Below are 22321 nucleotides of genomic sequence, written 5' to 3' on the forward strand. Positions count from 1 at the left end.
TTAAGTTATTTTAATAGAAGAAAAATCAATCTCTTCCTCTTCCTCCTCTAATACAGGTCGGTTATTCGGTGCCTTTTTCAAAACAAATAATAAAACACCAGTAACTACTGAACCAATCAATAATGCAAAAGTAAATTTTATGGGGTCTGTCATAGCTGGAATAATAAAGACACCACCAGATGGTACAGGTGATCCTATTCCCCAAGTCATACTTAACCCGCCACCAATCGCTGCACCTAATGTACAAGAAACAATCACTCGAATGGGATCAACAGCAGCTAACGGGATCACACCTTCTGTAATCATGCATAACCCCATAGGAAAAGCAATTTTAATGTTATCTTCTTCTTCTTTGGAATATTTTGTCTGATGAAAGACTTTTGATAAAATCCAAGAAATAGCAACACCAAAAGGCGGGATCATTGATGCAAGTACTTTAACTGCTTCTGGTTCTTGAACGCTTTCTAAAAGTAAGCCATCAGCAAACAACGAAGCTACTTTATTGACAGGTCCACCAAAATCGAATGCTGCCATTGCTCCAACAATCGAACCAAATAGAAATTTCCCAGAACCTTGTAATCCTTGTAAAAACTCTGTCATTGCTTCTGTTGCCCAAACAATCGGCACACCAATCACAAAAAATAGTAACAAACCAATCACTAAGGTAGCCAAAAGTGGCACGATCATCATCGGCATTAACCCTTGTGCCCATTTTGGAACCTTTAGATGTTTTACCAAAAATAAAACAAAGAACCCCACAAAATAACCACCTAACATTCCACCTAAAAAGCCGGCGCCAATCGCATTGGCAATTAATCCCATAAATAAGCCAGGTCCAATTCCTGGACGATCCGCAATGGAATAGGCAATTGCTGCTGAAATGACTGGTGCCAATAAGCCCATCCCTAAAACACCTAAAGAAACGAGCGCATCTGATATAGCATAAGCCGTTTGATAATCTTCGATGACTTTTCCACCAGTTAAATTGCCAATAGCAATCAAGAGTCCGGCAGTTACAACAACCGGTAACATATAAGAAATAGCCGTTAACGCATGTTTTTTTAATTGTAATTGACGATACATCTAATCCCACTCCCTTTATGTTTTGATGAGTTCTTCTGCAATTTTAGTGATCAATCCTTTTGGTGCTTTTATGACCATACTGGTTGGTACCTCCACCACTTTTTTCCCTTTAAATCGTTCTTTCCCCCCAATTTTAATATCTGCTGCGATAATAACCACGTCTGCTCCTTCAATTTCTTCTGCTGTTAGTTCATCTTCTGTGCCAATTGTCCCTTGCGTTTCAATGTGAACCTCATGACCGAGTGCCTTCGCTGCTTTTTCTAATTTCTGTTTTGCAATATACGTATGAGCAATTCCTGAGGTACATGCTGCTACTCCAACGATTTTCATATTTGTTTCCTCCATTTCTTCTATTCTGTCGGCTCTTTTGCTAATAACTCCATCAATTCTGTTTTACTTGTTGCTTGGTTCAGTTTTTCAATAAATGTTTCTTCTGCTAATAACATTGCTACTTTCTGCAACAATTTGATGTGAACCGTGTTCGCATCCGTATCTTTTACTGCAAATAAGATAATGATTTGCACCGGTTGTTCGTCAAGTGATTCCCATTGAATGGGTGTTTGAACTTTTCCTACAGCTAATGAAGTGTGTTTGACGCTCGTCGATTTTCCATGTGGAATAGCCACTCCATAACCAATACCAGTCATCCCTTCTTTTTCTCGTTGGAACACATCTTTTGAGAAGGCTTCAACATCTTCAATCAGATTGTTTTCTTTGAGTCGTTTACTTAATTCAATAATTGCTTCCTCTTTTGTTTTCGCTTTCATTTTTAGACAAATCAGTTGTTCATTAATCACATTTGCGATACTAAATTCTGCCATCGGATTATCCATAACCATTTTCACATCTCTCCTAATTGTTGTTGCACACGTTTTTCATCTTGCTTGGTAAATACTGAGTTGACTAAAATCATTGGAACTTTCGTTGGTTCATTTAAATGGACAGTGGTTAGAATCAAATCAATTTCGCCAAATTCTACTCGTTTTTTTTGGTACTGACGTGCAGACAAAACAGCGACAATCTCTAATTCAGGGAATGCTTTTTTTACTTTGACTTTCAATAATTCTGAGGTGCCGACTCCACTACTGCACATGATCACGACTCGCTTTTTTACAGGTGTTAATTCTTTGTATTTAACAAAATACAATGTTAAAAAACCAATTTCACTCTTTGATATATGATTCGTATGAAAGGTTTCTTGTACCATCTTACTAACTGTTTCAACTTGCTTAAATGTTTCGGTATATGCCAATTCAATGTCATTCAATAAATCATTTTTTATCATGATTTCATGCTTCAATCGGTAGAGTAACGGCTGGATATGCCTATACAAATCTTGTCTATTCTCTTCTTGGTCAATTGCCAATCCCATTAAGCGACTCATATGAGTAGAAAAAAAACAGGTAATTTCTTTTGCTTCATCTGAACCATTTTGATGTTTGATCTCGCCATTTTCGATCCTAGAAGAAATTAAGTATTGAAATAAATAAAAGCTCTCACTTTCAGGTAACGAAATGCCTAAGTATTGGCTCATTTTGAGCATCGTTTGTTTTGATAATTGGTATAATTCTTGGTTACAACGTATCATTTGCTTGTCTTCTTCATTCAATTCCCAAAAGGTTTCTTCTAAATAAACCACTCCTTCACGAAACCGTTTAACTAGAATATAAAGATGAGAAAAAATATTCATTGCATAAGGATAGGCAATCCGGCTAACTAATTTTTGTTCTATAAACTCTACGATTGTTGTAATAAAATTGATGTCAAAAGAATGGATCCATGACTGACTTGGCACTATTTTTTTATCATCTAATAAATTGATGCTTAACAACATATTGACAACTTTCCGAATATTTTTTTCTGCGCCTTCTACCCCGATACGTGCGCCTTGACGTATGAGTTTGAGATGATGGTTGGCTAAAAATAAATTGATTTTAGTTAAATCGTTATTGATGACCGAATTGCTTAAATAATAAGGTTGAAATAATTCATGAATTAATAGTTTCTTAGGTGATTTAAACAATAAATTAATTAAAATTGCATTTCTTCTTTCTAGAGGTCCCTGGTGCTTTCGACTTTCATCGTTCCTGATGCTTTCATTTAAATACTTGTCGTAATCTAGGCGAAATCCTTTTCCCGCAACGGCTAAAATGATATCACCATTTCCAGAAACCTCATTTACTTTTTTTATCGTGCGATACACTGTTTTTGTTGAAACATGGGCAAATCCAGCTAACTCTTGAGCTGTGAGGGTCAATCCGTATTTAAGAAAGTATTCGATCATTTCTTTTTCTCTTTTACCGAGCTGCATTTGTTCAACCTCCTTGTTTATACTATAACTGAATTTTCTGACTGTTTATTTTTTGTTCTGTCCACTACTTTGGACATCTTGATGCACTTGTAAAAATATGAAACTTTTAACTAACAAAAAAAGCCTGGAATGAAGGATCTTAAAGATCTTCATTCCAGACTTCAACGTCCGAATAAATGTAGCTTTAGTAAGCTTAATTAAGCTTTGATTTCAGTAACGACACCGGCACCAACTGTACGTCCGCCTTCACGGATTGAGAATTTAGTACCGTTTTCGATAGCGATTGGGTGGATTAATTCAACTTCCATTGTTACGTTATCACCAGGCATAACCATTTCAGTTCCTTCTGGTAATTCAACAACGCCTGTTACGTCAGTTGTACGGAAGTAGAATTGTGGACGGTAGTTAGTGAAGAATGGAGTATGACGTCCACCTTCTTCTTTTGTCAACACGTATACTTCTGCAGAGAATTTTGTATGAGGTGTGATTGTACCTGGTTTAGCTAAAACTTGTCCACGTTGGATGTCTTCACGTGCAACACCACGTAGTAAAGCACCAATGTTGTCTCCAGCTTCAGCGTAATCCAATAATTTACGGAACATTTCAACACCTGTTACAGTTGTTTGAGCTGTTTCTTCTGCGATACCAACGATATCTACAACGTCACCAACGCGAACTTGTCCACGTTCAACACGACCTGTAGCAACAGTACCACGACCAGTGATTGAGAATACGTCCTCAACTGGCATCATGAATGGTTTGTCGTTGTCACGTTCTGGAGTTGGGATATATTCGTCAACTGCAGCCATTAATTCAAGAATTTTTTCTTCGTATGAAGCGTCGCCTTCTAAAGCTTTCAAAGCTGAACCAGCAACTACAGGAACATCGTCGCCAGGGAATTCGTATTCTGTTAATAAGTCACGAACTTCCATTTCAACTAATTCTAGTAATTCTTCGTCATCAACCATATCTACTTTGTTCAAGAATACAACGATGTAAGGAACACCAACTTGACGAGATAATAGGATGTGTTCACGAGTTTGAGGCATAGGGCCATCAGCAGCAGATACTACTAAGATAGCTCCGTCCATTTGAGCCGCACCAGTGATCATGTTTTTAACGTAGTCCGCGTGTCCTGGGCAGTCAACGTGAGCGTAGTGACGAGTGTCAGTTTCGTATTCAACGTGAGCTGTTGAGATTGTGATTCCGCGTTCGCGTTCTTCTGGAGCACCATCAATTTGATCGTAAGCCATAGCTTGGCCGCCGTTTTTCTTAGATAGTACAGTTGTGATTGCTGCTGTTAAAGTTGTTTTACCGTGGTCAACGTGTCCGATTGTACCAATGTTAACGTGTGGTTTAGAACGGTCAAATTTTTCTTTTGCCATTTTAAAATGTCCTCCTAAAAATCCAATATATTTTTTATTTTTCTGATAGGTATATGATAAACAATAAGTCTATCACATGCCCATATCATCGTTAATTATTTTACACGAAACTATATTAAAAATACAGCCTCTTGGTTAAATCTCTCGATTATACCCCAATTGTTTTAAGAATTATTCAGCTTTGCCGCCGTTTTTCTTAATGATTTCTTCTTGAACTGATTTTGGTACGTCTTCATAATGATCAAATACCATCATAAATGTACCACGTCCTTGTGTTGCTGAACGCAATGTTGTAGCGTAACCGAACATTTCAGCTAATGGAACAATCGCATTAACGATTTGTGAGTTACCATGTGCTTCCATACCTTCAACGCGTCCGCGTCGGCTCGTTACGTGACCCATAATATCACCTAAGTAATCTTCTGGAACAGTAATTGTTACTTTCATCATTGGTTCTAAAATAACAGGACGTGCATGTTTTGCAGCAGCTCTTAAAGCCATAGATGCAGCAACACGGAAGGCTGTTTCATTTGAATCGACGTCATGGTATGAACCATCATAAAGTTTTGCTTTAATATCCACTAATGGATAGCCAGCAAGAACACCGTTGTTCATAGATTCTTCTAATCCTTTTTCAACCGCTGGGATGTATTCACGTGGAACAACCCCACCAACGATTGCGTTTTCGAATTCGAATCCTTTACCTTCTTCGTTTGGTGTAAATTCAATCCATACGTGACCGTATTGACCTTTACCACCAGACTGACGTACAAATTTACCTTCAGCTTTTGTTGCTTCACGGAATGTTTCACGATAAGAAACTTGTGGAGCACCAACGTTTGCTTCAACTTTAAATTCACGTCTCATCCGGTCTACTAAAACGTCTAAGTGCAACTCACCCATACCTGAGATAACAGTTTCACCTGTTTCAACGTTTGTTTCAACACGGAATGATGGATCTTCTTCTGCAAGTTTTTGCAATGCTACACCCATTTTATCTTGGTCAGCTTTTGATTTAGGTTCAACAGCCACTTGGATAACTGGATCAGGGAATTCAATTGATTCAAGAATAACCGGTGAATCCAATGCACATAATGTATCACCTGTTGTTGTATCTTTCAATCCAACCGCAGCAGCGATATCACCAGAGTACACTTTATCAATTTCTTGACGAGTGTTGGCGTGCATTTGTAGGATACGTCCGATACGTTCTTTTTTGCCTTTAGAAGCGTTCAATACATATGAACCACTTTCAAGGACACCAGAATAAACACGGAAGAAAGTTAGACGACCTACGAATGGGTCAGTCATTACTTTAAACGCTAATGAAGCAAAAGGTGCTTCATCGTCAGCCGGACGTGTTGTTTCTTCGTCTGTTTTTGTATCGATCCCTTTAATTGCTTCAATATCAACTGGAGAAGGCAAGTAATCAAGAACGGCATCCAACATTAATTGAACCCCTTTATTCTTGAATGCAGAACCAGCTAACACTGGGAAGAATTCAACATTGATTGTTGCACGACGAATACCGGCAATCAATTCTTCTTGAGTGATTTCTTCACCTTCAAGATATTTCATCATTAGTTCTTCGTCTGTTTCAGCAACAGCTTCAACTAATTTTTCGCGCCATTCTTGAGCTTGTTCTGCATATTCTTCAGGAATTTCAGTTTCTTGAATATCTGTTCCTAAGTCATTTGTGTAGATTTCAGCTTTCATTTTAACCAAGTCAATGATTCCTGTGAAGTTATCTTCAGAACCGATTGGCAATTGGATTGGATGCGCGTTTGCTTGTAAACGATCATGTAATGATTTCACTGAGTATAAGAAGTCTGCACCGATTTTATCCATTTTGTTACAGAATACGATACGAGGTACTCGGTACTCAGTTGCTTGACGCCAAACTGTTTCAGTTTGAGGTTCAACACCTGATTGTGCATCAAGTACAGTTACCGCACCATCCAATACACGTAAAGAACGTTGTACTTCGATTGTGAAGTCCACGTGTCCCGGTGTATCAATGATGTTTACACGGTAACCTTTCCACTGCGCTGTAGTCGCAGCAGATGTAATTGTGATACCACGTTCTTGTTCTTGTTCCATCCAGTCCATTTGTGAAGCTCCTTCATGGGTTTCACCAATTTTATGGATTTTACCAGTATAGTACAAGATACGCTCTGTTGTTGTAGTTTTACCTGCATCAACGTGCGCCATGATACCAATATTACGAGTTTTTTCTAGCGAAAATTCTCTTGCCATTTTCTTACTCCTCTCTTTATTTAAATCGATTGTAAATTGACTTTCTGCTGTTGTTTAAACCAACAGGCAGAGAGGATCTTACCAACGATAATGAGCAAATGCACGGTTGGCATCAGCCATTTTATGAGTGTCTTCACGTTTTTTAACAGAAGCACCTGTGTTGTTTGCAGCATCCATGATTTCTTTTGCTAAGCGTTCTTCCATTGTGTGTTCACCGCGCAAGCGAGCGTAGTTTACTACCCAACGAAGAGCTAAAGTTGTACGACGTTCAGGGCGAACTTCAACTGGTACTTGATAGTTTGAACCCCCAACACGACGTGCTTTAACTTCAAGAACAGGCATCACATTTTTCATGGCTTGTTCAAACACTTCTAATGGATCATTACCTGTAGATTCTTTAATCAAATCAAAGGCGTTATAAATAATACTAGCTGCAACACCGCGTTTTCCGTCAACCATTACACGGTTGATCAAGCGAGTTACTAATTTTGAGTTATAAATAGGATCTGGTAAAACATCACGTTTTGCAACAGGACCTTTACGTGGCATCCGTAACTCCTCCTTCCGAAATATTCTTCATAGTAATTGTCTTACTGTAAAATAGTAAGAACAAATTTCATTTGTTTATAATTAAAATTAAGCTTTAGGTTTTTTCGTACCGTATTTTGAACGGCTTTGTTTACGATCGTTTACACCAGCAGTATCTAGTGCGCCACGAACGATATGGTAACGTACCCCTGGTAAGTCTTTTACACGTCCACCGCGTAATAATACCACGCTGTGTTCTTGTAAATTGTGACCAATCCCTGGGATATAAGCAGTAACTTCAATTAAGTTTGACAAACGAACACGAGCATATTTACGTAAAGCTGAGTTCGGTTTTTTAGGTGTCATTGTACCCACACGTGTTGCTACCCCACGTTTTTGAGGAGAGTTCACGTTTGTTTGAGTTTTCTTAAAGCTGTTATATCCTTTGTTCAAAGCAGGTGAATTAGATTTTTCCACCTTTGATTTACGAGGTTTACGTACTAATTGGTTAATTGTAGGCATTCCTTGTTTCCTCCTTCCCACGATTCGCGTCTAGTTCCACACATCCAGGTGGTTCTTTTTTTGCGATAAAAAATAAATGCAATTTCTGCATCTTTATCAAATATGCTTTGATAAACAGTCAGCACGTCTCTTAACTAGAGACCTGTAGATAAAGCACCTTGGTTAGAATATCATGAATAAAAGTCTCTGTCAACTAGTGTTATGTATTTTTTTATTTGAGTTGAATCAAAAAATGGATGCTATCTTTTTCTTAAAATTCAATATAAAATAGCTATGAAATAAAACAGACTAAAAAAGGTGGGCACAACGAATGAATTTAAAAAAAGCAGCTGGCATTGAAGCAGCTAAATATGTAAAAGATGGAATGATTGTCGGCTTAGGCACAGGTTCTACAGCCTACTATATGGTAGGAGAAATTGGCCGTCGTATGCGGGAAGAAGGATTAACTATTACTGGTGTTACCACTTCAATGCAAACAAAAGAACAAGCCGAAAAACTTGGTATTCCTTTAAAGAGTATTGATGAAGTTTCAGAAGTCGATTTAACAATTGATGGGGCCGACGAAATCAGCAAAGATTTTCAAGGAATCAAAGGTGGTGGTGCCGCCCTTCTTTTTGAAAAAATCGTGGCTACGTATTCCAAACAAACTATTTGGATCGTTGATGAATCAAAACTAGTCAATCAGTTAGGGAAATTTCCTCTTCCGGTTGAGGTTATTCCTTATGGTTCGCAACAATTGATGCGAATCTTTCAAGAGAAAAACTACCATCCTGTGTTACGTAAAACAAACACTGGTGAAACTTTAAGAACAGATAGCGGACATTACATCATTGATTTACACTTAGAAGTGATTGATGATCCTGAGTCTTTAGCAACCTATCTTGATCAGTTGGTAGGCGTTGTAGAACATGGACTATTTTTAAATATGGTTTCAACCATCATTGTTGGTTCAGCTCAAGGAGTATCCATCATTGATACCCCCCACCAAAAATAAGCAGCCATACGAAACTTGATAAAAATGACTTGTTCAAAAAACACAAAAAAACTATCTTTTCAACCGACTTTATGCTACATTTTTACTGTTATATAGACAGAAAAACATTGCTAGAAAGGAATCACCATGAAGATTATCGGTTATGCTCGCACAACCATCAATGATGTTGACCTTACAACCCAAGTGGAGCAACTCTCAGTTTTTGGTTGTCATGAAATTTTTCACGAGACATACGAGTCTAAAGATACGATGTCTAATAATATTTGTTTAGAAAAAGTAATCAAAGAAATGCAACCAGGCGATACTTTAGTTATCTGTCAACTCCATCGTTTAGGAAAGTCCACTCGTCAGTTAACAGAGCTAACACAACTATTCAAAGACCGCGGCTTACACTTAGTAAGTATCCAAGAAGAAATAGATACGCGTGAACCTATGGGAAAAATTTATTTTCAATTAATGGATGGTTTATCTACTATGGAATGTTCTTTGATCAAAGAACGCACACTTGTTGGTCTATACGAAGCACGTAAAAAAGGAAAAATTGGTGGTCGTCCAAAAATTGACCCTAAAACAATCAAAAAAATCCGTCGTCTGTATTATGAAAAAAAAGAAACGATTCAGTTAATTTCTACTAAATGCGGTGTATCAGTCGGTACATGTTATAAATATATTAATCTTCCAGAAAAAGAAATCCAGCAATTATATTAAGAGACGGCTCTCAACATCTTCTTCAAGTAAATGACTGAGGGAAACAGTCAAATGAATCACTGTATCGCTTAGATAGGTTTACCAACAGATTCCATAATGGTTGGTAGGCCTATTTCTTTCTCTTCATTCAGAAAAATTAATTTTGTTTTTATCTTTCTTACTTTGTTATTCCGTCTTATTAACTTCATTTTTCAATGGAAATCTGTTCCAAAAAATTGTACAATAAAGCAGAACTGAAATTTTCAGAAATATAACCTATCTTAAAGGAGAGCTAAACATGCCAAAATTAGTTTTTTCTCGTCATGGTCTTAGTGAATGGAATGCATTAAATCAATTTACTGGTTGGGCTGACGTAAACTTAGCACCAGAAGGAATCGAAGAAGCAAAAGAAGGCGGACGCAAAATCAAAGAAGCTGGAATCGAATTTGATGTTGCTTATACTTCTGTTTTAACTCGTGCAATCAAAACTTGTAACTTGATTTTAGAACACTCAGATCAACTTTGGGTTCCTCAAATTAAATCATGGCGCTTAAACGAACGTCACTATGGTAAATTACAAGGATTAAACAAAAAAGAAACAGCTGAAAAATATGGTGATGATCAAGTACACATCTGGCGTCGTTCATACGACACTCTTCCTCCATTAATGGACGAAAGTGATGAAGGTTCAGCAGCAAACGATCGTCGTTATGCAATGCTAGACAAACGCGATATTCCTGGTGGCGAAAACTTAAAAGTTACTTTGGAACGTGCTTTACCATTCTGGCAAGACGAAATTGCGCCAGCTTTACTAGACAACAAAACTGTTTTAGTAGCTGCACATGGTAACTCTCTACGCGCTTTGGCAAAACACATTGAAGGCATCTCTGATGAAGACATCATGGATCTTGAAATTCCAACTGGCCAACCACTTGTTTATGAATTAAACGATGATTTAACAGTTGCTAAAAAATACTATTTATAAAATAGATAATTGATTATAAGTAAGACAGCCCCTGTATTTCCTATTATTATAAGAAATACAGGGGCTGTTTTTTTGAGAGATTGTATAGACGGCAGTTCTCGCTATCTAATGCTGAGAGTACCAACGTGCCTAATAATGTAAAGAAGCTTCGAAAAACAACTACCCCACTTACTTCTTCATATACAAGTAATGACTAAAAAACAATATAGACATTACCTATATTATTCTCAAAGTGATAGAGTTCAATTTCATGAATGTTTTATTATTACTCAATTAGCTAAATGAATAAACAGTAAGATTGACATCTAAGCTTATATGCTACCTAATGTGAAATTGTAGATTGAATAAAGTAGATAATAATTGATTATGTAAAAAATATGCTCCTGTTTTTAAATACGAACTACATCTTAATTGTAATAATTCCTAACTCAATCCCACGTACTACAGCTGAAACGGTAGAATGAACATTTAACTTGTTTAAAATGTGTTGCATATGAGTTGAAACCGTCCGTCGACTACTATAAATAATTTCAGCAATTTCTTGTTGGCTCTTACCTTTAGCTACTAGCTGCAAAATTTTATTTTCCGTTTTTGTTAAACTTACATATATTTTTTCATATTCTGGAAAAATTGTATCTCCCCCATTTACTAGATGAATCTTCGTCACGAGATCTTCCACTGAACTTGTTTTATTGACAAATGCTTTTGCCCCAATTTTTATTGCTTCTTCATAATTTCCAATCAATGTGCTACCTGAAAGAAAAATAAGTTTTGTTTCTGGGAAAGACTCAAGTATTTTTTTTCCTTCTTCTAAACCATTTTTCTCACCTAAACGAATATCCATCAACACAACGTCTGGTTTTTCTTGCTTGACTACTTCAAGACAATCTTTACGATGATTACATGCAACAAAGTGATCAAAATACTTCCTTAAATATAATTCAAGGCTTTGTAAAAAAAGTTCATGGTCATCAAATAAGATAATTTTCATTACTATAATATCATCCCTTTCCATGCAAAAGCTCAGAAGAAAATTTTCTATTTTTTATAATCTTTCATGCTTATTCGTTTTAAGTAGGTAAAACGAGAAATAAAATAACGTATATTGCTTATTTTAAAAAGTTTTTTTTTATTCTACAATTAATGTTATCAAGAGATAGAACAACTCAGCGTAGATTTTAAAGTAGTGGGCACTTTTACATACAAGAAAAGCATACTTGGATATAAAACAACACTATTATAAAATAAATAATTTTTTAGAAAGAAGGAATAATTGATCATGAAAAAGATATTAAAAAAGTATTTTATTGCTAGTTTGGGACTACTTTGTATTTTATCCGTCATACTCCCATCAACCTTAACGGCTTATGCTTCCGAGCTTCAAGAAGGACAAAAAGCTACTGTAACACGTGTTTCAAATGATACATGGCAAGCGTTTGAACAAGAATTAAATCAAATGGTTCTATCGAAAAAAAACTTAACCGGAAATACTTCGCTTTCTGAAGAAGAAGCATTTTATTTAATAAACAAATACGATGGAGCGCAATCAACTGTCTATATTTCAGGCAGAGCTTCCTACTCAGAGATGTTTAAAACAGGAGGTTATAATGCTTTTGCTTCATCGAAATCTTCAATGGCTAATCTTCGTGACGACTACGGAACTTGTGCAACTTTACTACAATCTGTTGGTATTCTCGGAGGTGCAATGGCTGGAGGACCTGCAGGCGCGTTACTAGGCTTAGTTGGCTCTACAATATTGGGTACACGCTTTAGAGCTGCAAATTCTGATATGAAGAAATGGATCAGCGTTGGATCATCAAAAGGTGGATGTCGTATTACAGCTACAGATGAGTTTCCTATTGCAAGTCTAAATACATTAACACAAAGCCCAATTCAAAAGCTATGATATTAGGAAAGATTTTAATAGTAGTTGTTTACCTCTTCACGTTATACAGTTACTACTATTACAAGATAAAAAGAGGCAATGAAACAAAAAACAGTAGAATTCAATTAATTCTATACACTTTATTTGTTCTAATTTGTCTTTGTATACTTTAATTTTCCATCTTTTCCAAGTTATGAACCAATCAATAATCAATTCTGCATGACTCAAAAGATCCATTATGTCAGACATTTTAATTCTCTCCCAGCCTAGATATTCTTTCTAAGCTGGGATTTTTATTGGAATAACGACAGCGATAGGAGAAATAGATTATATAAACTATGTAACATCATGGCAGGTAATATATTGTTGGTTTTCACGTATAGATATGTTGTACCTAAAGACAAAAATAGAACTTGTTCCATTGCTAATAGATTTCCACTATATGTAAAGCTATGCCCATAGAAAAAGAATCCACTATTTTCAACCAATTAAAATCAGTGATACTCAAAAATAGATAACGGCAAACTAATTCTTCTCTTACTAGCGCAATAGTTATGACAGGAAATAGAACAACAATATCGTAATTTTGTGAAACTACTTCAAAACTGCAAAATACAAGTACCATATACATAAAATTCGCCAATAACAAAAGTAACAAAGTGAAGCCTACTTGTTTCATCATTGTCAGATTTAGACCTTTTAATGCTCGCTTCAATTCGGGCGTGCAAAGTAGGTAATGAAATAGGATCATTCGCAAATTTAGCCCAAATTGATTAGTATAAAAATGGTTTTACTTCTTATGATTCCAAAGTTTATTATAGAAAAAAAGATTATACAGACAGTTAGAATGATACTTTTTTAGAGTTAGCCGAATGTAATCTACCTTCATCTTGATTACCAATCAATCGAACTATTAGCCATTTTGGCCCCCTTCTCACCAACTCCTGAAAAAGCAAGTAGTAATTCGCTTAGATACTTGAAATACTTTAGGTCTCTTTCTTCTCGTATTCCCAACATACAATGCTTATGTTTATCAGATAAAAATATCTTTTCATATCTTCCTTCCAATTTATCAACTTACTATCTAAAAATACTCTTTATTGCTTTCATTATTCCTTTCTTATCCATCTCAAAACATCAACTATTACTTATTTATTATACCGCTTCCTTTTTTTGTATAGCAAGGTGCCATAAAAAAGAATCTTCTTAGGCAAATTTTATATATGCAACGTTCGTAAATTTTTCTAACCAATAGTAGCTTAAAATAATAGCTTCGCAAAAAAAAAACGTAAAAGTCAAAATAGTTTCCCATTTTGACTTTTACGTTTAATCGCATTCTTTAATTCTAATTTTTTACCCTTGGATCGCTGTTTCTAAACCAACTTCAATCATTTCATTGAATGTTGTTTGTCGTTCTTCTGCGGTTGTTTCTTCTCCAGTAATCAAATGATCACTGACGGTCATGATTGCTAATGTTTGTACTTGGTATTTCGCACCTAAATAATAAAGTGCTGCTGCTTCCATTTCCACACCTAATACACCAAGATCTGCTAATTTGAACGTTTCAGTTAGATCATCTTTATAAAAAGAATCTTCTGAAAGTACGTTTCCGACATGTGTCTTATAGCCTTTATCTTTGGCTAAGTCATACGCTTTTAGCAATAGATCGAAATCACTAATGGGTGGAAAATGAAAGGCTTGAAAATTCTTTTCGATCATTGAAGAACTCGTGGCTGCTCCTTGTGCAAGCACTAAATCACGAACATGCACGTCTTTTGACAAAGCGCCACATGTCCCCACTCGAATCAATTTTTTCACACCATACGAATGAATCAATTCATGCGCATAAATCGTAGCTGAAGGCATCCCCATTCCTGTCCCTTGTACAGAAACACGCTCTCCTTTATAAGTTCCAGTGTAACCAAGCATTCCTCGAACCTGATTGTAACAGACTGGATTTTCTAAAAATGTTTCAGCAATATATTTTGCTCGTAATGGATCACCAGGAAGCAAGATTTTATCAGCAATCTCTCCTTGTTTTGCTTCAATGTGTACGCTCATCTGTTAATCTCCTTTATTTTTTATAGTAACACTAAAGCTTCTTTGATTAATTCTTTAAACGATTGTTTCACTCGTTGTGTCGTTTCTACGACTTCTTCATGGTTTAGATTCGCTTGCATGCCAGCTGAAAGATTGGTAATACATGAAATGCCTAGTACTTTCAATCCACTATGTGCTGCTACAATGACTTCAGGAACGGTGGACATACCGACTGCATCAGCCCCTACAATACGTGACATCCGAATTTCTGCTGGTGTTTCATAAGTTGGACCAGAGTAACCCATATAGACCCCTTCTTTCAGGTCTAAGTTTAATTTTTTAGCTGCTTCTTTTGCTACTTCACGATACGTATGAGTATATGCGTCACTCATATCTGGGAAACGTGGACCAATCTCATCTTCATTTGGCCCAATCAATGGATTTTGTCCAGTGTAATTAATATGATCAGTAATCAGCATTAAATCTCCTGGTACGAATGATTCATTTACCCCTCCACAAGCGTTTGTGACAATAACAGAGTGGGCATGTAGCGCTGCCATTACACGAACAGGATAAGTGACTGTCTGCATGGAATGTCCTTCATAAAAATGGAAGCGACCTTGCATGGCTAGTACTTTCTTACCTGACAATGTCCCGTATACGAGTTGTCCAGCATGACCGACAACTGTTGATGTTGGGAAAAATGGGATTTGATCATAAGGAATAACAATTGCTTCTTCAATTTCTTCTGCTAATTCTCCTAAACCTGAACCTAAAATTAGTCCAAAATCAATTTCTTTTACACCTTTTGACAAAATAAATTGGGTTGTTTCTTGTAACATTTCACTTAATTGGGTCATTTATTTTTCTCCTATTAAAAAATTTTCTTTACGTTAAAAGGAAGGTCTTATTGGCTGTTAAGAACATTCTGCTAGTTACCTACTTTTAGAATGACCAGTAGTCAATCGTCATCCTTCCTTTCAGATGTGTATTTTTAAAGTAAATCGGTACGTTTACAACTATTTTTAAATTATATCTAGTTAGAGCGATAAAACTATTTTTATTTCAACAGCTTCAATAAACTTTCACCGTTTTCAGTCGCAGGAACATCGAAATTTTCAGCAATAGTTGCAGCAATATCTGAATAATAACCTTGTGGTAAGCTTCCTTGTTCTTGCATTTTTTTACTATAAACAAGTAATGGAACATATTCACGCGTATGATCTGTTCCGGAAAATGTTGGATCGTTTCCATGATCAGCAGTGATCATCAGTAAATCATCTTCAGCCATAGCATCTAGTATTTCAGGAATACGTAAATCAAATTCTTCAATCGCATGAGCATAACCTACGACATCTCGACGATGACCAAATAACGCATCAAAATCAACTAAATTAGTAAAACTAATTCCCGTAAATTCTTTTTTCATCACATTCAATAATTGATCAACACCGTCCATGTTGCTCTTTGTACGAACAAATTCAGTAATCCCTTGCCCATTAAAAATATCATTTATTTTACCAACTGCAATTACATCTTTTCCCGCTTCTTTTAATGAGTCTAAAACAGTGTGCCCAAAAGGATCTAAAGCATAGTCGTGTCGGTTACTTGTACGTGTGAAGTTTCCCGGTTCACCAACATAGGGACGTGCAATAATTCGCCCAATCATATAAGGGTCATCTTTTGTAATGTCACGGACAAATTGACAAATACGATAGAGTTCTTCTAAAGGAATAATTTCTTCATGTGCAGCAATTTGTAGGACAGGATCAGCAGAAGTATAAACAATCAGATCACCTGTTTTTATTTGGTGCTCGCCGTAATCATCAATAACAGCGGTTCCACTATATGGTTTATTGCAAACAATTTTGCGTCCTGAGAAGTCTTCAATTTGTTGTAAAAGTTCTTCAGGAAACCCATTAGGAAACACACGAAATGGTGTCTTGATGTCTAGACCCATGATTTCCCAATGCCCTGTCATTGTATCTTTACCGACCGATACTTCTTCTAGTTTTGTGGCATAGCCCAAGTGATCTTCTACATTTTCTACGCCTTCTAATGGACGGATCGTGCCTAACCCAAGCTGTTCGAGGTGAGGAATGGTTAAACCAGCTTCTTTTGCGATATGACCAAGTGTATCTGATCCTTTATCACCGAATTTTTCAGCATCTGGTGCTTCGCCGATCCCTACTGAATCCATGACAATCAAATGTACGCGTTTAAACATGATTATTCCTTCTTTCTTTTTATTATTGCTATTAAATTAAAAAGGGCGAGTCGAAAAAACATTTCCCGTAACCCACCCTTTTTTATTCACTAAAAGTTTATTTTGATTTTATATAATTTTTACCATTTGCTTTAGGTCCAGATGCTTTGCCTAAGAATACGACTAATACGATAATCGTCAATAGATAAGGCGCAATCTGTAACAAGACAGGCGGAATAGAAGAAATCACTGGCAATTGAGCACCAATAATACTTAAACTTTGGGCAAAACCAAAGAATAAAGAAGCACCCATTGCACCTAACGGATTCCATTTACCAAAAATCATTGCCGCCATTGAAATAAACCCTTGACCAACAATCGTTCCAGCAGAGAAATTACCTGAAATAGACTGAGCAAATACTGCACCACCCATACCGCCAAGTAAACCTGAAATCAATACGCCTGAATAACGCATAGCATAGACGTTGATCCCTAATGTATCAGCAGCTTGAGGGTTTTCACCTACAGATCGCAAGCGAAGCCCAAATTTTGTTTTAAAGATAATAAACCAAGCTAGCACAGCGATTAAAATCGCACAATAAGCTGGTAAAAATGTATTTCTAAAGAAGATTGGGCCAATCACTGGGATCTTTGATAATCCAGGAAATGAGAAGTATCCTAAGTTGATGGAAATATTATCTGTTTGCCCTTTACCATACCATGCTTTGATTAAAAATACTCCTAAAGCTGGCGCCATCAAATTGATCACTGTCCCACTGATAATATGGTCTGCTCGTAAACTAATGGTTGCTACCGCATGCAGTAATGAAAATAACACACCTACCACACCACCAACTAAAATAGCAATCCATGGCGTCATGTTGCCTAATGTAGGACTCATTGTTAAGTTAAACACGACGGCACTGAAGGCCCCCATAACCATAATTCCTTCTAGTCCGACATTGACAATCCCACTTCGTTCAGAAAAGGTTCCGCCTAATGATGTGAGAATTAACGGTGTTGAATAAACCAACGTAGAAGTGAGGATCAAAGAAATTAACTCAACTGTTGACATTATAAATCTCCTCCTTCTTGATTCTGACTTGTTGGGTTCGACTCAATCGTCGCTACGATTTCTTCTTGTTTTTTCCCTTGGAAGAATTTCGCCATAATGAAACGAATTAAGAAGTTGATTCCTACAAAGAAAATAATCAATGCAATCGATACATTCACAATCTCAAATGGGACACCTGCCCCAGTCTGCATACCCAAACCACCGATTTTTAAAATACTGAATAAAATCGCTGAAAGTAAAATTCCGATGGCTGAACCAGAACCTAAAAGTGAAACGGCCATTCCATCAAATCCAATGGAAAGTGACGTTGTTTGAACGAAGAAGTTTTGATACGTACCTAAGCCTTCTACAACCCCACCAAGCCCTGCTAAAGCGCCTGAAATAACCATTGATAAAACAATCGTACGTTTGCTACTCATTCCAGCATACTCCGAAGCAAATGGATTGAGCCCAACTGAACGAATTTCAAATCCTAATGTCGTTTTCTTCATTAATAACCAGACGATCAATAAAGCAATCAACGCTAAGAACAACCCAGCATTGACACGAGAACCGCCAAACATTTGCGTCATCCAAGGTAATCTTAGAGAAGCATTTTGACTAATCATATTTGAAGAATCCAAACTTGAACGATACGTATCTGGCATAATATCGTGTAATGCAAATGTACTTAAATAAAGCAAAATATAGTTCATCATGATTGTTACAATGACTTCACTTGTTCCAAAGAAGGCACGTAACAAACCAGGAATAGCCGCAGCCATTGCACCAGCTAAGGCTCCTAAAATCACACAAGCTGGTAATAAAATGATTTTTGGTAGATCAGGAAAGGCCAATGCCACCCAGACACTAACAATCCAACCACAAAGTGCCTGACCAGAAAGCCCGATATTGAAAAAACCAGCCGAATTTGCAACAGAAAAACCTAATGCGGTAAAAATCAAAGGTGTTGCTTGTCGTAAGGTTTCACCGATACTTCGTTCAGAACCGAGAGAAGCATTTAACATGGATGAGTAACCTTGTATCGGATTAAATCCAAATGCTGCCATTAAAATAGCACCTAAAATCAAGCCTAAAATAACTGAAAAAATAGGAACTAGGAGATTACGAAACTTTTCACTGCGATCATTCATGTGCGCCACCAACCTTTTCTAACTCTCTTCTTGCTTCTTCTAGAGAATAGCCCGCCATAAGTAATCCTAGCTCATTTTCAGAAGTTTCTTTCGGATCAACAATTCCAACAATTTTCCCATCATGGATTACTGCGATTCGGTCAGAAACATTTAAAATTTCTTCTAATTCAAAACTGATTAATAAAACAGCTTTGAATTTATCTCTTTGTTCAATCAAGCGTTTATGAATAAATTCAATTGCTCCTACATCTAATCCACGAGTTGGATTGGCTACGATCAACAAGTCTGGATCACGATCAACTTCTCTAGCAATGATTGCTTTTTGTTGATTTCCTCCTGATAAAGCTTTTGCTGGAACGATCTCATTGGTCGTTCGGACATCATACTCATCAATCAAGTCACGAGCATGCTCATTCATAATAGAGTAGTTCAATAAACCATTTTTATTATATGGTTTTTGATAATATGTTTGTAAAGAAATGTTTTCGGCTAATGTCATATCTAAAACTAGACCATATTTATGTCTATCTTCTGGTACATGACCTACACCAGACTCCGTAATTTTACGTGGTTTTTTGTTGGTAATTTCTTCACCTTTTAAACGAATCGTTCCACTTTCTGCTTTACGTAAACCAGTTAACGCTTGGATCAACTCAGATTGTCCGTTGCCATCAATCCCTGCAATACCTAAAACTTCTCCTGCACGTACTTCTAAACTCAAGTCTTTCACAGCATCTAAGCCACGGTTTTCTTTCACTACTAAGTTTTCGACAGACAATACGACCTCTTGGGGTTTTGCTTCTTTCTTCATCGTTTTAAAGGACACTGTTCGTCCCACCATCATATCTGCCAATTGTTGTGAAGTAACATCTTTGACATTTACCGTACCGATACCTTGACCACGACGAATAACTGTACATCGATCGGCTACCGCTTTGATTTCGTCTAATTTATGGGTAATCAAAATAATTGATTTTCCTTCTTTGACTAATTCTTTCATAATAACAATTAGTTCATCAATTTCTTGTGGTGTTAATACCGCAGTCGGCTCGTCAAAAATCAAGACGTCAGCTCCACGATAAAGTGTTTTTAAAATTTCAACACGTTGTTCCATTCCAACAGAAATATCGCGTATATAAGCATCTGGATTCACAGATAGTCCGTATTGCTCCGAAAGTTTTTTAATCTCTTCACGTGCTTTGCGACGATCAAGTAACCCCGCTCGACTTGGTTCGCTTCCTAAAACGATATTTTCAGTAACAGTAAAGGCATCAACCAACATAAAATGTTGATGGACCATTCCGATACCTAGCTGATTGGCTTTTGTTGGGCTGGTAATTTTGACTTCTTTCCCATGCATCAAAATTTCACCTGACGTCGGTTCTAAAAGACCTGAGAGTACATTCATCAATGTTGATTTTCCGGCACCATTTTCTCCAAGTAAAGCGTGGATCTCGCCTGCTTTTACTTGCAAGTTGATGTTGTCATTTGCTTTAAACGTACCAAACTGCTTGGTGATATTACGCATTTCTATGACAATATTTTCTTGAACCACAATTTTTCACATCCTAACGATTTCTATCTAGGCAACGATTAACAAAGATTTATAACATAAAATCTTAAATTGAAGCAAAAACTTCAGGGGATTATTCCCTTATCAAGAGGCTGTGAACTGCATGCCCTGCTTCAAGAATTAAGAATGAAAAATTGAAAATAGCTTCTCATATTTTCCCATTTTTGGGCTTAATTCCGCAGAAGCAATGCTGTGAACGCCGTTTATCAAGAGGCTGTGAAAGAAGCGGTCAGCTCCGAGCAGATAAGAATTGGTTTTCTAAAATAGCTTCTCATATTTTTGAAAATCAAGGCTTATCGTTGAGGAGTTGCTTCTTGAACGCCGTTTATCAAGAGGCCGTGAAAAGAGCGTTTTGGCCTGAGCATTAAGGAAGAAAATCTTGAAACAGCTTCTCATGTTTTCCTCAGTTTGGACTGATTGCCACAAATGCGAATTATTCGCTTCCATACACTCTCTTTCATTTTTCAGCAACATCTTGATAAAGAAACAATCATTGGTTATTTACTAAACCATAGCCTTGTTAAACAACTGTCCAACAAGGCTATAGAAATTAAGTTCTAATTAGTTTTCAGGTGTTTCTGGAACTTTAATGTCGCCTGAAATGATTTTTTCTTTTGCTTCGTCTACAGCTTTTTGTACTTTATCTGAAAGTTGTCCTTTAGTAAGACCAACCCCATCTTCTTTCAAACCATAAACAGTGTGTTCACCACCAGGGAATTTACCATCAGCTGATTTTTGTGCTAAATCTTCAACTACTGTTCCCACAGCTTTAAGTGTAGAAGTCAATGTGAAGTTTTTCTTTTCACCATTTAAAGTGTATTCACCTTCATCAGATTGGTCACGGTCTACTCCGATTACCCAAACTTTTTTGTCACCTGATTCATTTAATGATTTTGCTTCTTGGAAGACACCATTACCAGTACCACCTGATGCATGGAAAATGATATCTGCATTTTGTGCGTACATTCCTTGAGCAATTGAACGTCCTTTATCAGGAGCTGAGAAGTCACCTGCATATTGGTTTAAAACTTTGATTTCTTTGTTCAACGCTTTTGCTCCTGCGTCTACCCCAGCTTTGAACCCTGCATCAAAGCGGTCAATTACTTCACCTTTTACCCCACCAATAAAACCAACAGTGTTTGTTTCCGTTGTGTAAGCAGCAGCAATTCCTGCAAGATAAGAAGCTTCGTTGTCTTTAAATGTTGCAGAAACAACGTTATCTTTTCCATCAATCACATCATCAATGATCGCAAAGTTTGTTTCTGGATTTGAAGCAGCTTGCTCTTCAATCGCAGGTTTTAATTTATAACCAATACCAAAAATTGTTTTAAAGCCTGCATTTAAAGCTTGGTCAATGTTAGGAATATAATCTGATTCACTTGATGATTGGAAATATTGGAATCCATCGTTTCCACGTGTAAGATCATGATCTTTCCCCCAAGCTTGTAATCCTTCCCAAGCTGACTGATTGAATGAACGGTCATCAACGCCGCCCGTATCTGTGATCAATGCTGCTGTTGCTGTTTTTGAACCGCTGTTTCCGCCAGTTGAATCAGTTGAATCTGATCCGCTGCCACATGCGCCCAATAATAACCCAGCAGATAATGCTACAGCACCTAAACCAAATAATTTTGCTTTTTTCATTTCTGTAAAGCCCC

22 protein-coding genes are annotated in these 22321 nt (G+C 36.8%); 4 read left to right on the forward strand and 18 right to left on the reverse strand.

Going from position 1 to position 22321, the window contains the following annotated elements; genetic code table 11:
* The 8 genes from EVI01_RS05350 to rpsL all read right to left on the reverse strand — a co-directional run bounded on the left by EVI01_RS05350 (position 1) and on the right by rpsL (position 8085).
* A complete protein-coding gene (locus tag EVI01_RS05350) occupies positions 1-1083 on the reverse strand; it encodes a PTS fructose transporter subunit IIC (RefSeq protein ID WP_010750801.1) in 1083 nt (360 codons plus the stop codon).
* A 15-nt stretch (positions 1084-1098) separates the two neighbouring features.
* Positions 1099-1413 (reverse strand): PTS fructose transporter subunit IIB, encoded by a 315-nt coding sequence (locus tag EVI01_RS05355; RefSeq protein ID WP_010750802.1) that lies wholly within the window; start codon positions 1411-1413, stop codon positions 1099-1101.
* A 20-nt stretch (positions 1414-1433) separates the two neighbouring features.
* Complete coding sequence (locus EVI01_RS05360) at positions 1434-1922, reverse strand: PTS sugar transporter subunit IIA (protein ID WP_010750803.1); 489 nt, start codon at positions 1920-1922, stop codon at positions 1434-1436.
* 2 nt (positions 1923-1924) lie between these two features.
* Positions 1925-3394, reverse strand: coding sequence for a BglG family transcription antiterminator (locus EVI01_RS05365; RefSeq protein WP_010750804.1), 1470 nt, complete (start codon positions 3392-3394; stop codon positions 1925-1927).
* A gap of 197 nt (positions 3395-3591) precedes the next feature.
* Positions 3592-4779 carry an elongation factor Tu gene (tuf, locus tag EVI01_RS05370; RefSeq protein ID WP_010720459.1) on the reverse strand — a complete coding sequence of 396 codons (1188 nt, stop codon included), beginning with the start codon at positions 4777-4779 and terminating at the stop codon, positions 3592-3594.
* Positions 4780-4950: 171 nt separating this feature from the next.
* Positions 4951-7035: an elongation factor G gene (gene fusA / locus EVI01_RS05375; RefSeq protein ID WP_010750805.1), complete on the reverse strand. Its 2085-nt coding sequence runs from the start codon at positions 7033-7035 to the stop codon at positions 4951-4953.
* 78 nt (positions 7036-7113) lie between these two features.
* The gene (gene rpsG, locus EVI01_RS05380; RefSeq protein WP_010720461.1) at positions 7114-7584 is read right to left on the reverse strand and encodes a 30S ribosomal protein S7; all 471 of its coding nucleotides are present in this window, start codon (positions 7582-7584) and stop codon (positions 7114-7116) included.
* 87 nt (positions 7585-7671) lie between these two features.
* Complete coding sequence (gene rpsL, locus EVI01_RS05385) at positions 7672-8085, reverse strand: 30S ribosomal protein S12 (protein ID WP_002294318.1); 414 nt, start codon at positions 8083-8085, stop codon at positions 7672-7674.
* Between the two features lie 310 nt (positions 8086-8395).
* Between rpsL and rpiA the strand changes: the two genes are divergently transcribed.
* The 3 genes from rpiA to gpmA all read left to right on the forward strand — a co-directional run bounded on the left by rpiA (position 8396) and on the right by gpmA (position 10751).
* Positions 8396-9079, forward strand: coding sequence for a ribose-5-phosphate isomerase RpiA (rpiA, locus tag EVI01_RS05390; protein WP_010750806.1), 684 nt, complete (start codon positions 8396-8398; stop codon positions 9077-9079).
* A 126-nt stretch (positions 9080-9205) separates the two neighbouring features.
* The gene (locus EVI01_RS05395; RefSeq protein ID WP_010750807.1) at positions 9206-9787 is read left to right on the forward strand and encodes a recombinase family protein; all 582 of its coding nucleotides are present in this window, start codon (positions 9206-9208) and stop codon (positions 9785-9787) included.
* A 277-nt stretch (positions 9788-10064) separates the two neighbouring features.
* A complete protein-coding gene (gpmA, locus tag EVI01_RS05400) occupies positions 10065-10751 on the forward strand; it encodes a 2,3-diphosphoglycerate-dependent phosphoglycerate mutase (protein WP_010720464.1) in 687 nt (228 codons plus the stop codon).
* Between the two features lie 400 nt (positions 10752-11151).
* On the opposite strand, the gene EVI01_RS05405 is transcribed toward gpmA, so the two are convergent.
* Entirely contained in the window at positions 11152-11742 is a 591-nt protein-coding gene (locus EVI01_RS05405) for a response regulator transcription factor (protein ID WP_025480626.1), read from the reverse strand.
* Positions 11743-12030: 288 nt separating this feature from the next.
* On the opposite strand from EVI01_RS05405, the gene EVI01_RS05410 reads away from it, so the two are divergent.
* Complete coding sequence (locus tag EVI01_RS05410) at positions 12031-12657, forward strand: hypothetical protein (protein ID WP_010750809.1); 627 nt, start codon at positions 12031-12033, stop codon at positions 12655-12657.
* Positions 12658-12929: 272 nt separating this feature from the next.
* Here the strand turns inward: EVI01_RS05410 and EVI01_RS14260 are convergent, their stop codons facing one another.
* The 9 genes from EVI01_RS14260 to EVI01_RS05455 form a co-directional block, all read right to left on the reverse strand.
* Positions 12930-13058: a CPBP family intramembrane glutamic endopeptidase gene (locus EVI01_RS14260; RefSeq protein WP_371859412.1), complete on the reverse strand. Its 129-nt coding sequence runs from the start codon at positions 13056-13058 to the stop codon at positions 12930-12932.
* 2 nt (positions 13059-13060) lie between these two features.
* The gene (locus EVI01_RS13630; RefSeq protein WP_186808770.1) at positions 13061-13387 is read right to left on the reverse strand and encodes a hypothetical protein; all 327 of its coding nucleotides are present in this window, start codon (positions 13385-13387) and stop codon (positions 13061-13063) included.
* Positions 13388-13989: 602 nt separating this feature from the next.
* Positions 13990-14697, reverse strand: coding sequence for a purine-nucleoside phosphorylase (deoD, locus tag EVI01_RS05420; protein ID WP_010750811.1), 708 nt, complete (start codon positions 14695-14697; stop codon positions 13990-13992).
* Between the two features lie 20 nt (positions 14698-14717).
* Entirely contained in the window at positions 14718-15536 is an 819-nt protein-coding gene (locus EVI01_RS05425) for a purine-nucleoside phosphorylase (RefSeq protein WP_146811557.1), read from the reverse strand.
* A gap of 200 nt (positions 15537-15736) precedes the next feature.
* Positions 15737-16903 carry a phosphopentomutase gene (deoB, locus tag EVI01_RS05430; protein WP_010750813.1) on the reverse strand — a complete coding sequence of 389 codons (1167 nt, stop codon included), beginning with the start codon at positions 16901-16903 and terminating at the stop codon, positions 15737-15739.
* A 97-nt stretch (positions 16904-17000) separates the two neighbouring features.
* Entirely contained in the window at positions 17001-17957 is a 957-nt protein-coding gene (locus EVI01_RS05435; protein ID WP_010750814.1) for an ABC transporter permease, read from the reverse strand.
* Positions 17957-19090, reverse strand: coding sequence for an ABC transporter permease (locus EVI01_RS05440; RefSeq protein WP_010750815.1), 1134 nt, complete (start codon positions 19088-19090; stop codon positions 17957-17959). The genes EVI01_RS05435 and EVI01_RS05440 overlap by 1 nt, the downstream gene beginning before the upstream one ends.
* On the reverse strand, positions 19083-20645 hold the full coding sequence (locus EVI01_RS05445) for an ABC transporter ATP-binding protein (RefSeq protein ID WP_010750816.1): 1563 nt from the start codon (positions 20643-20645) through the stop codon (positions 19083-19085). The genes EVI01_RS05440 and EVI01_RS05445 overlap by 8 nt, the downstream gene beginning before the upstream one ends.
* A 579-nt stretch (positions 20646-21224) precedes the next feature.
* Positions 21225-22307, reverse strand: coding sequence for a BMP family lipoprotein (locus EVI01_RS05455; protein WP_010750817.1), 1083 nt, complete (start codon positions 22305-22307; stop codon positions 21225-21227).
* Positions 22308-22321 lie beyond the last annotated feature (14 nt).

Origin of the sequence: Enterococcus villorum (assembly GCF_007990225.1) — a bacterium.
Classification (GTDB): Bacteria; Bacillota; Bacilli; order Lactobacillales; family Enterococcaceae; genus Enterococcus_B; species Enterococcus_B villorum.

Coding starts and splice junctions, on each gene's coding strand:
- gpmA (WP_010720464.1), top strand. CDS start 10,065: ATGCCAAAATTAGTTTTTTCTCGTCATGGTCTTAGTGAATGGAATGCA.
- deoB (WP_010750813.1), bottom strand. CDS start 16,903: ATGTTTAAACGCGTACATTTGATTGTCATGGATTCAGTAGGGATCGGC.
- fusA (WP_010750805.1), bottom strand. CDS start 7,035: ATGGCAAGAGAATTTTCGCTAGAAAAAACTCGTAATATTGGTATCATG.
- EVI01_RS05355 (WP_010750802.1), bottom strand. CDS start 1,413: ATGAAAATCGTTGGAGTAGCAGCATGTACCTCAGGAATTGCTCATACG.
- EVI01_RS05435 (WP_010750814.1), bottom strand. CDS start 17,957: ATGTCAACAGTTGAGTTAATTTCTTTGATCCTCACTTCTACGTTGGTT.
- EVI01_RS05350 (WP_010750801.1), bottom strand. CDS start 1,083: ATGTATCGTCAATTACAATTAAAAAAACATGCGTTAACGGCTATTTCT.
- EVI01_RS05395 (WP_010750807.1), top strand. CDS start 9,206: ATGAAGATTATCGGTTATGCTCGCACAACCATCAATGATGTTGACCTT.
- EVI01_RS05365 (WP_010750804.1), bottom strand. CDS start 3,394: ATGCAGCTCGGTAAAAGAGAAAAAGAAATGATCGAATACTTTCTTAAA.
- EVI01_RS05405 (WP_025480626.1), bottom strand. CDS start 11,742: ATGAAAATTATCTTATTTGATGACCATGAACTTTTTTTACAAAGCCTT.
- EVI01_RS14260 (WP_371859412.1), bottom strand. CDS start 13,058: ATGGAACAAGTTCTATTTTTGTCTTTAGGTACAACATATCTATACGTG.
- EVI01_RS05425 (WP_146811557.1), bottom strand. CDS start 15,536: ATGACCCAATTAAGTGAAATGTTACAAGAAACAACCCAATTTATTTTG.
- rpsG (WP_010720461.1), bottom strand. CDS start 7,584: ATGCCACGTAAAGGTCCTGTTGCAAAACGTGATGTTTTACCAGATCCT.
- EVI01_RS05455 (WP_010750817.1), bottom strand. CDS start 22,307: ATGAAAAAAGCAAAATTATTTGGTTTAGGTGCTGTAGCATTATCTGCT.
- deoD (WP_010750811.1), bottom strand. CDS start 14,697: ATGAGCGTACACATTGAAGCAAAACAAGGAGAGATTGCTGATAAAATC.
- tuf (WP_010720459.1), bottom strand. CDS start 4,779: ATGGCAAAAGAAAAATTTGACCGTTCTAAACCACACGTTAACATTGGT.
- rpiA (WP_010750806.1), top strand. CDS start 8,396: ATGAATTTAAAAAAAGCAGCTGGCATTGAAGCAGCTAAATATGTAAAA.
- EVI01_RS05360 (WP_010750803.1), bottom strand. CDS start 1,922: ATGGTTATGGATAATCCGATGGCAGAATTTAGTATCGCAAATGTGATT.
- EVI01_RS13630 (WP_186808770.1), bottom strand. CDS start 13,387: ATGATCCTATTTCATTACCTACTTTGCACGCCCGAATTGAAGCGAGCA.
- EVI01_RS05440 (WP_010750815.1), bottom strand. CDS start 19,090: ATGAATGATCGCAGTGAAAAGTTTCGTAATCTCCTAGTTCCTATTTTT.
- rpsL (WP_002294318.1), bottom strand. CDS start 8,085: ATGCCTACAATTAACCAATTAGTACGTAAACCTCGTAAATCAAAGGTG.
- EVI01_RS05410 (WP_010750809.1), top strand. CDS start 12,031: ATGAAAAAGATATTAAAAAAGTATTTTATTGCTAGTTTGGGACTACTT.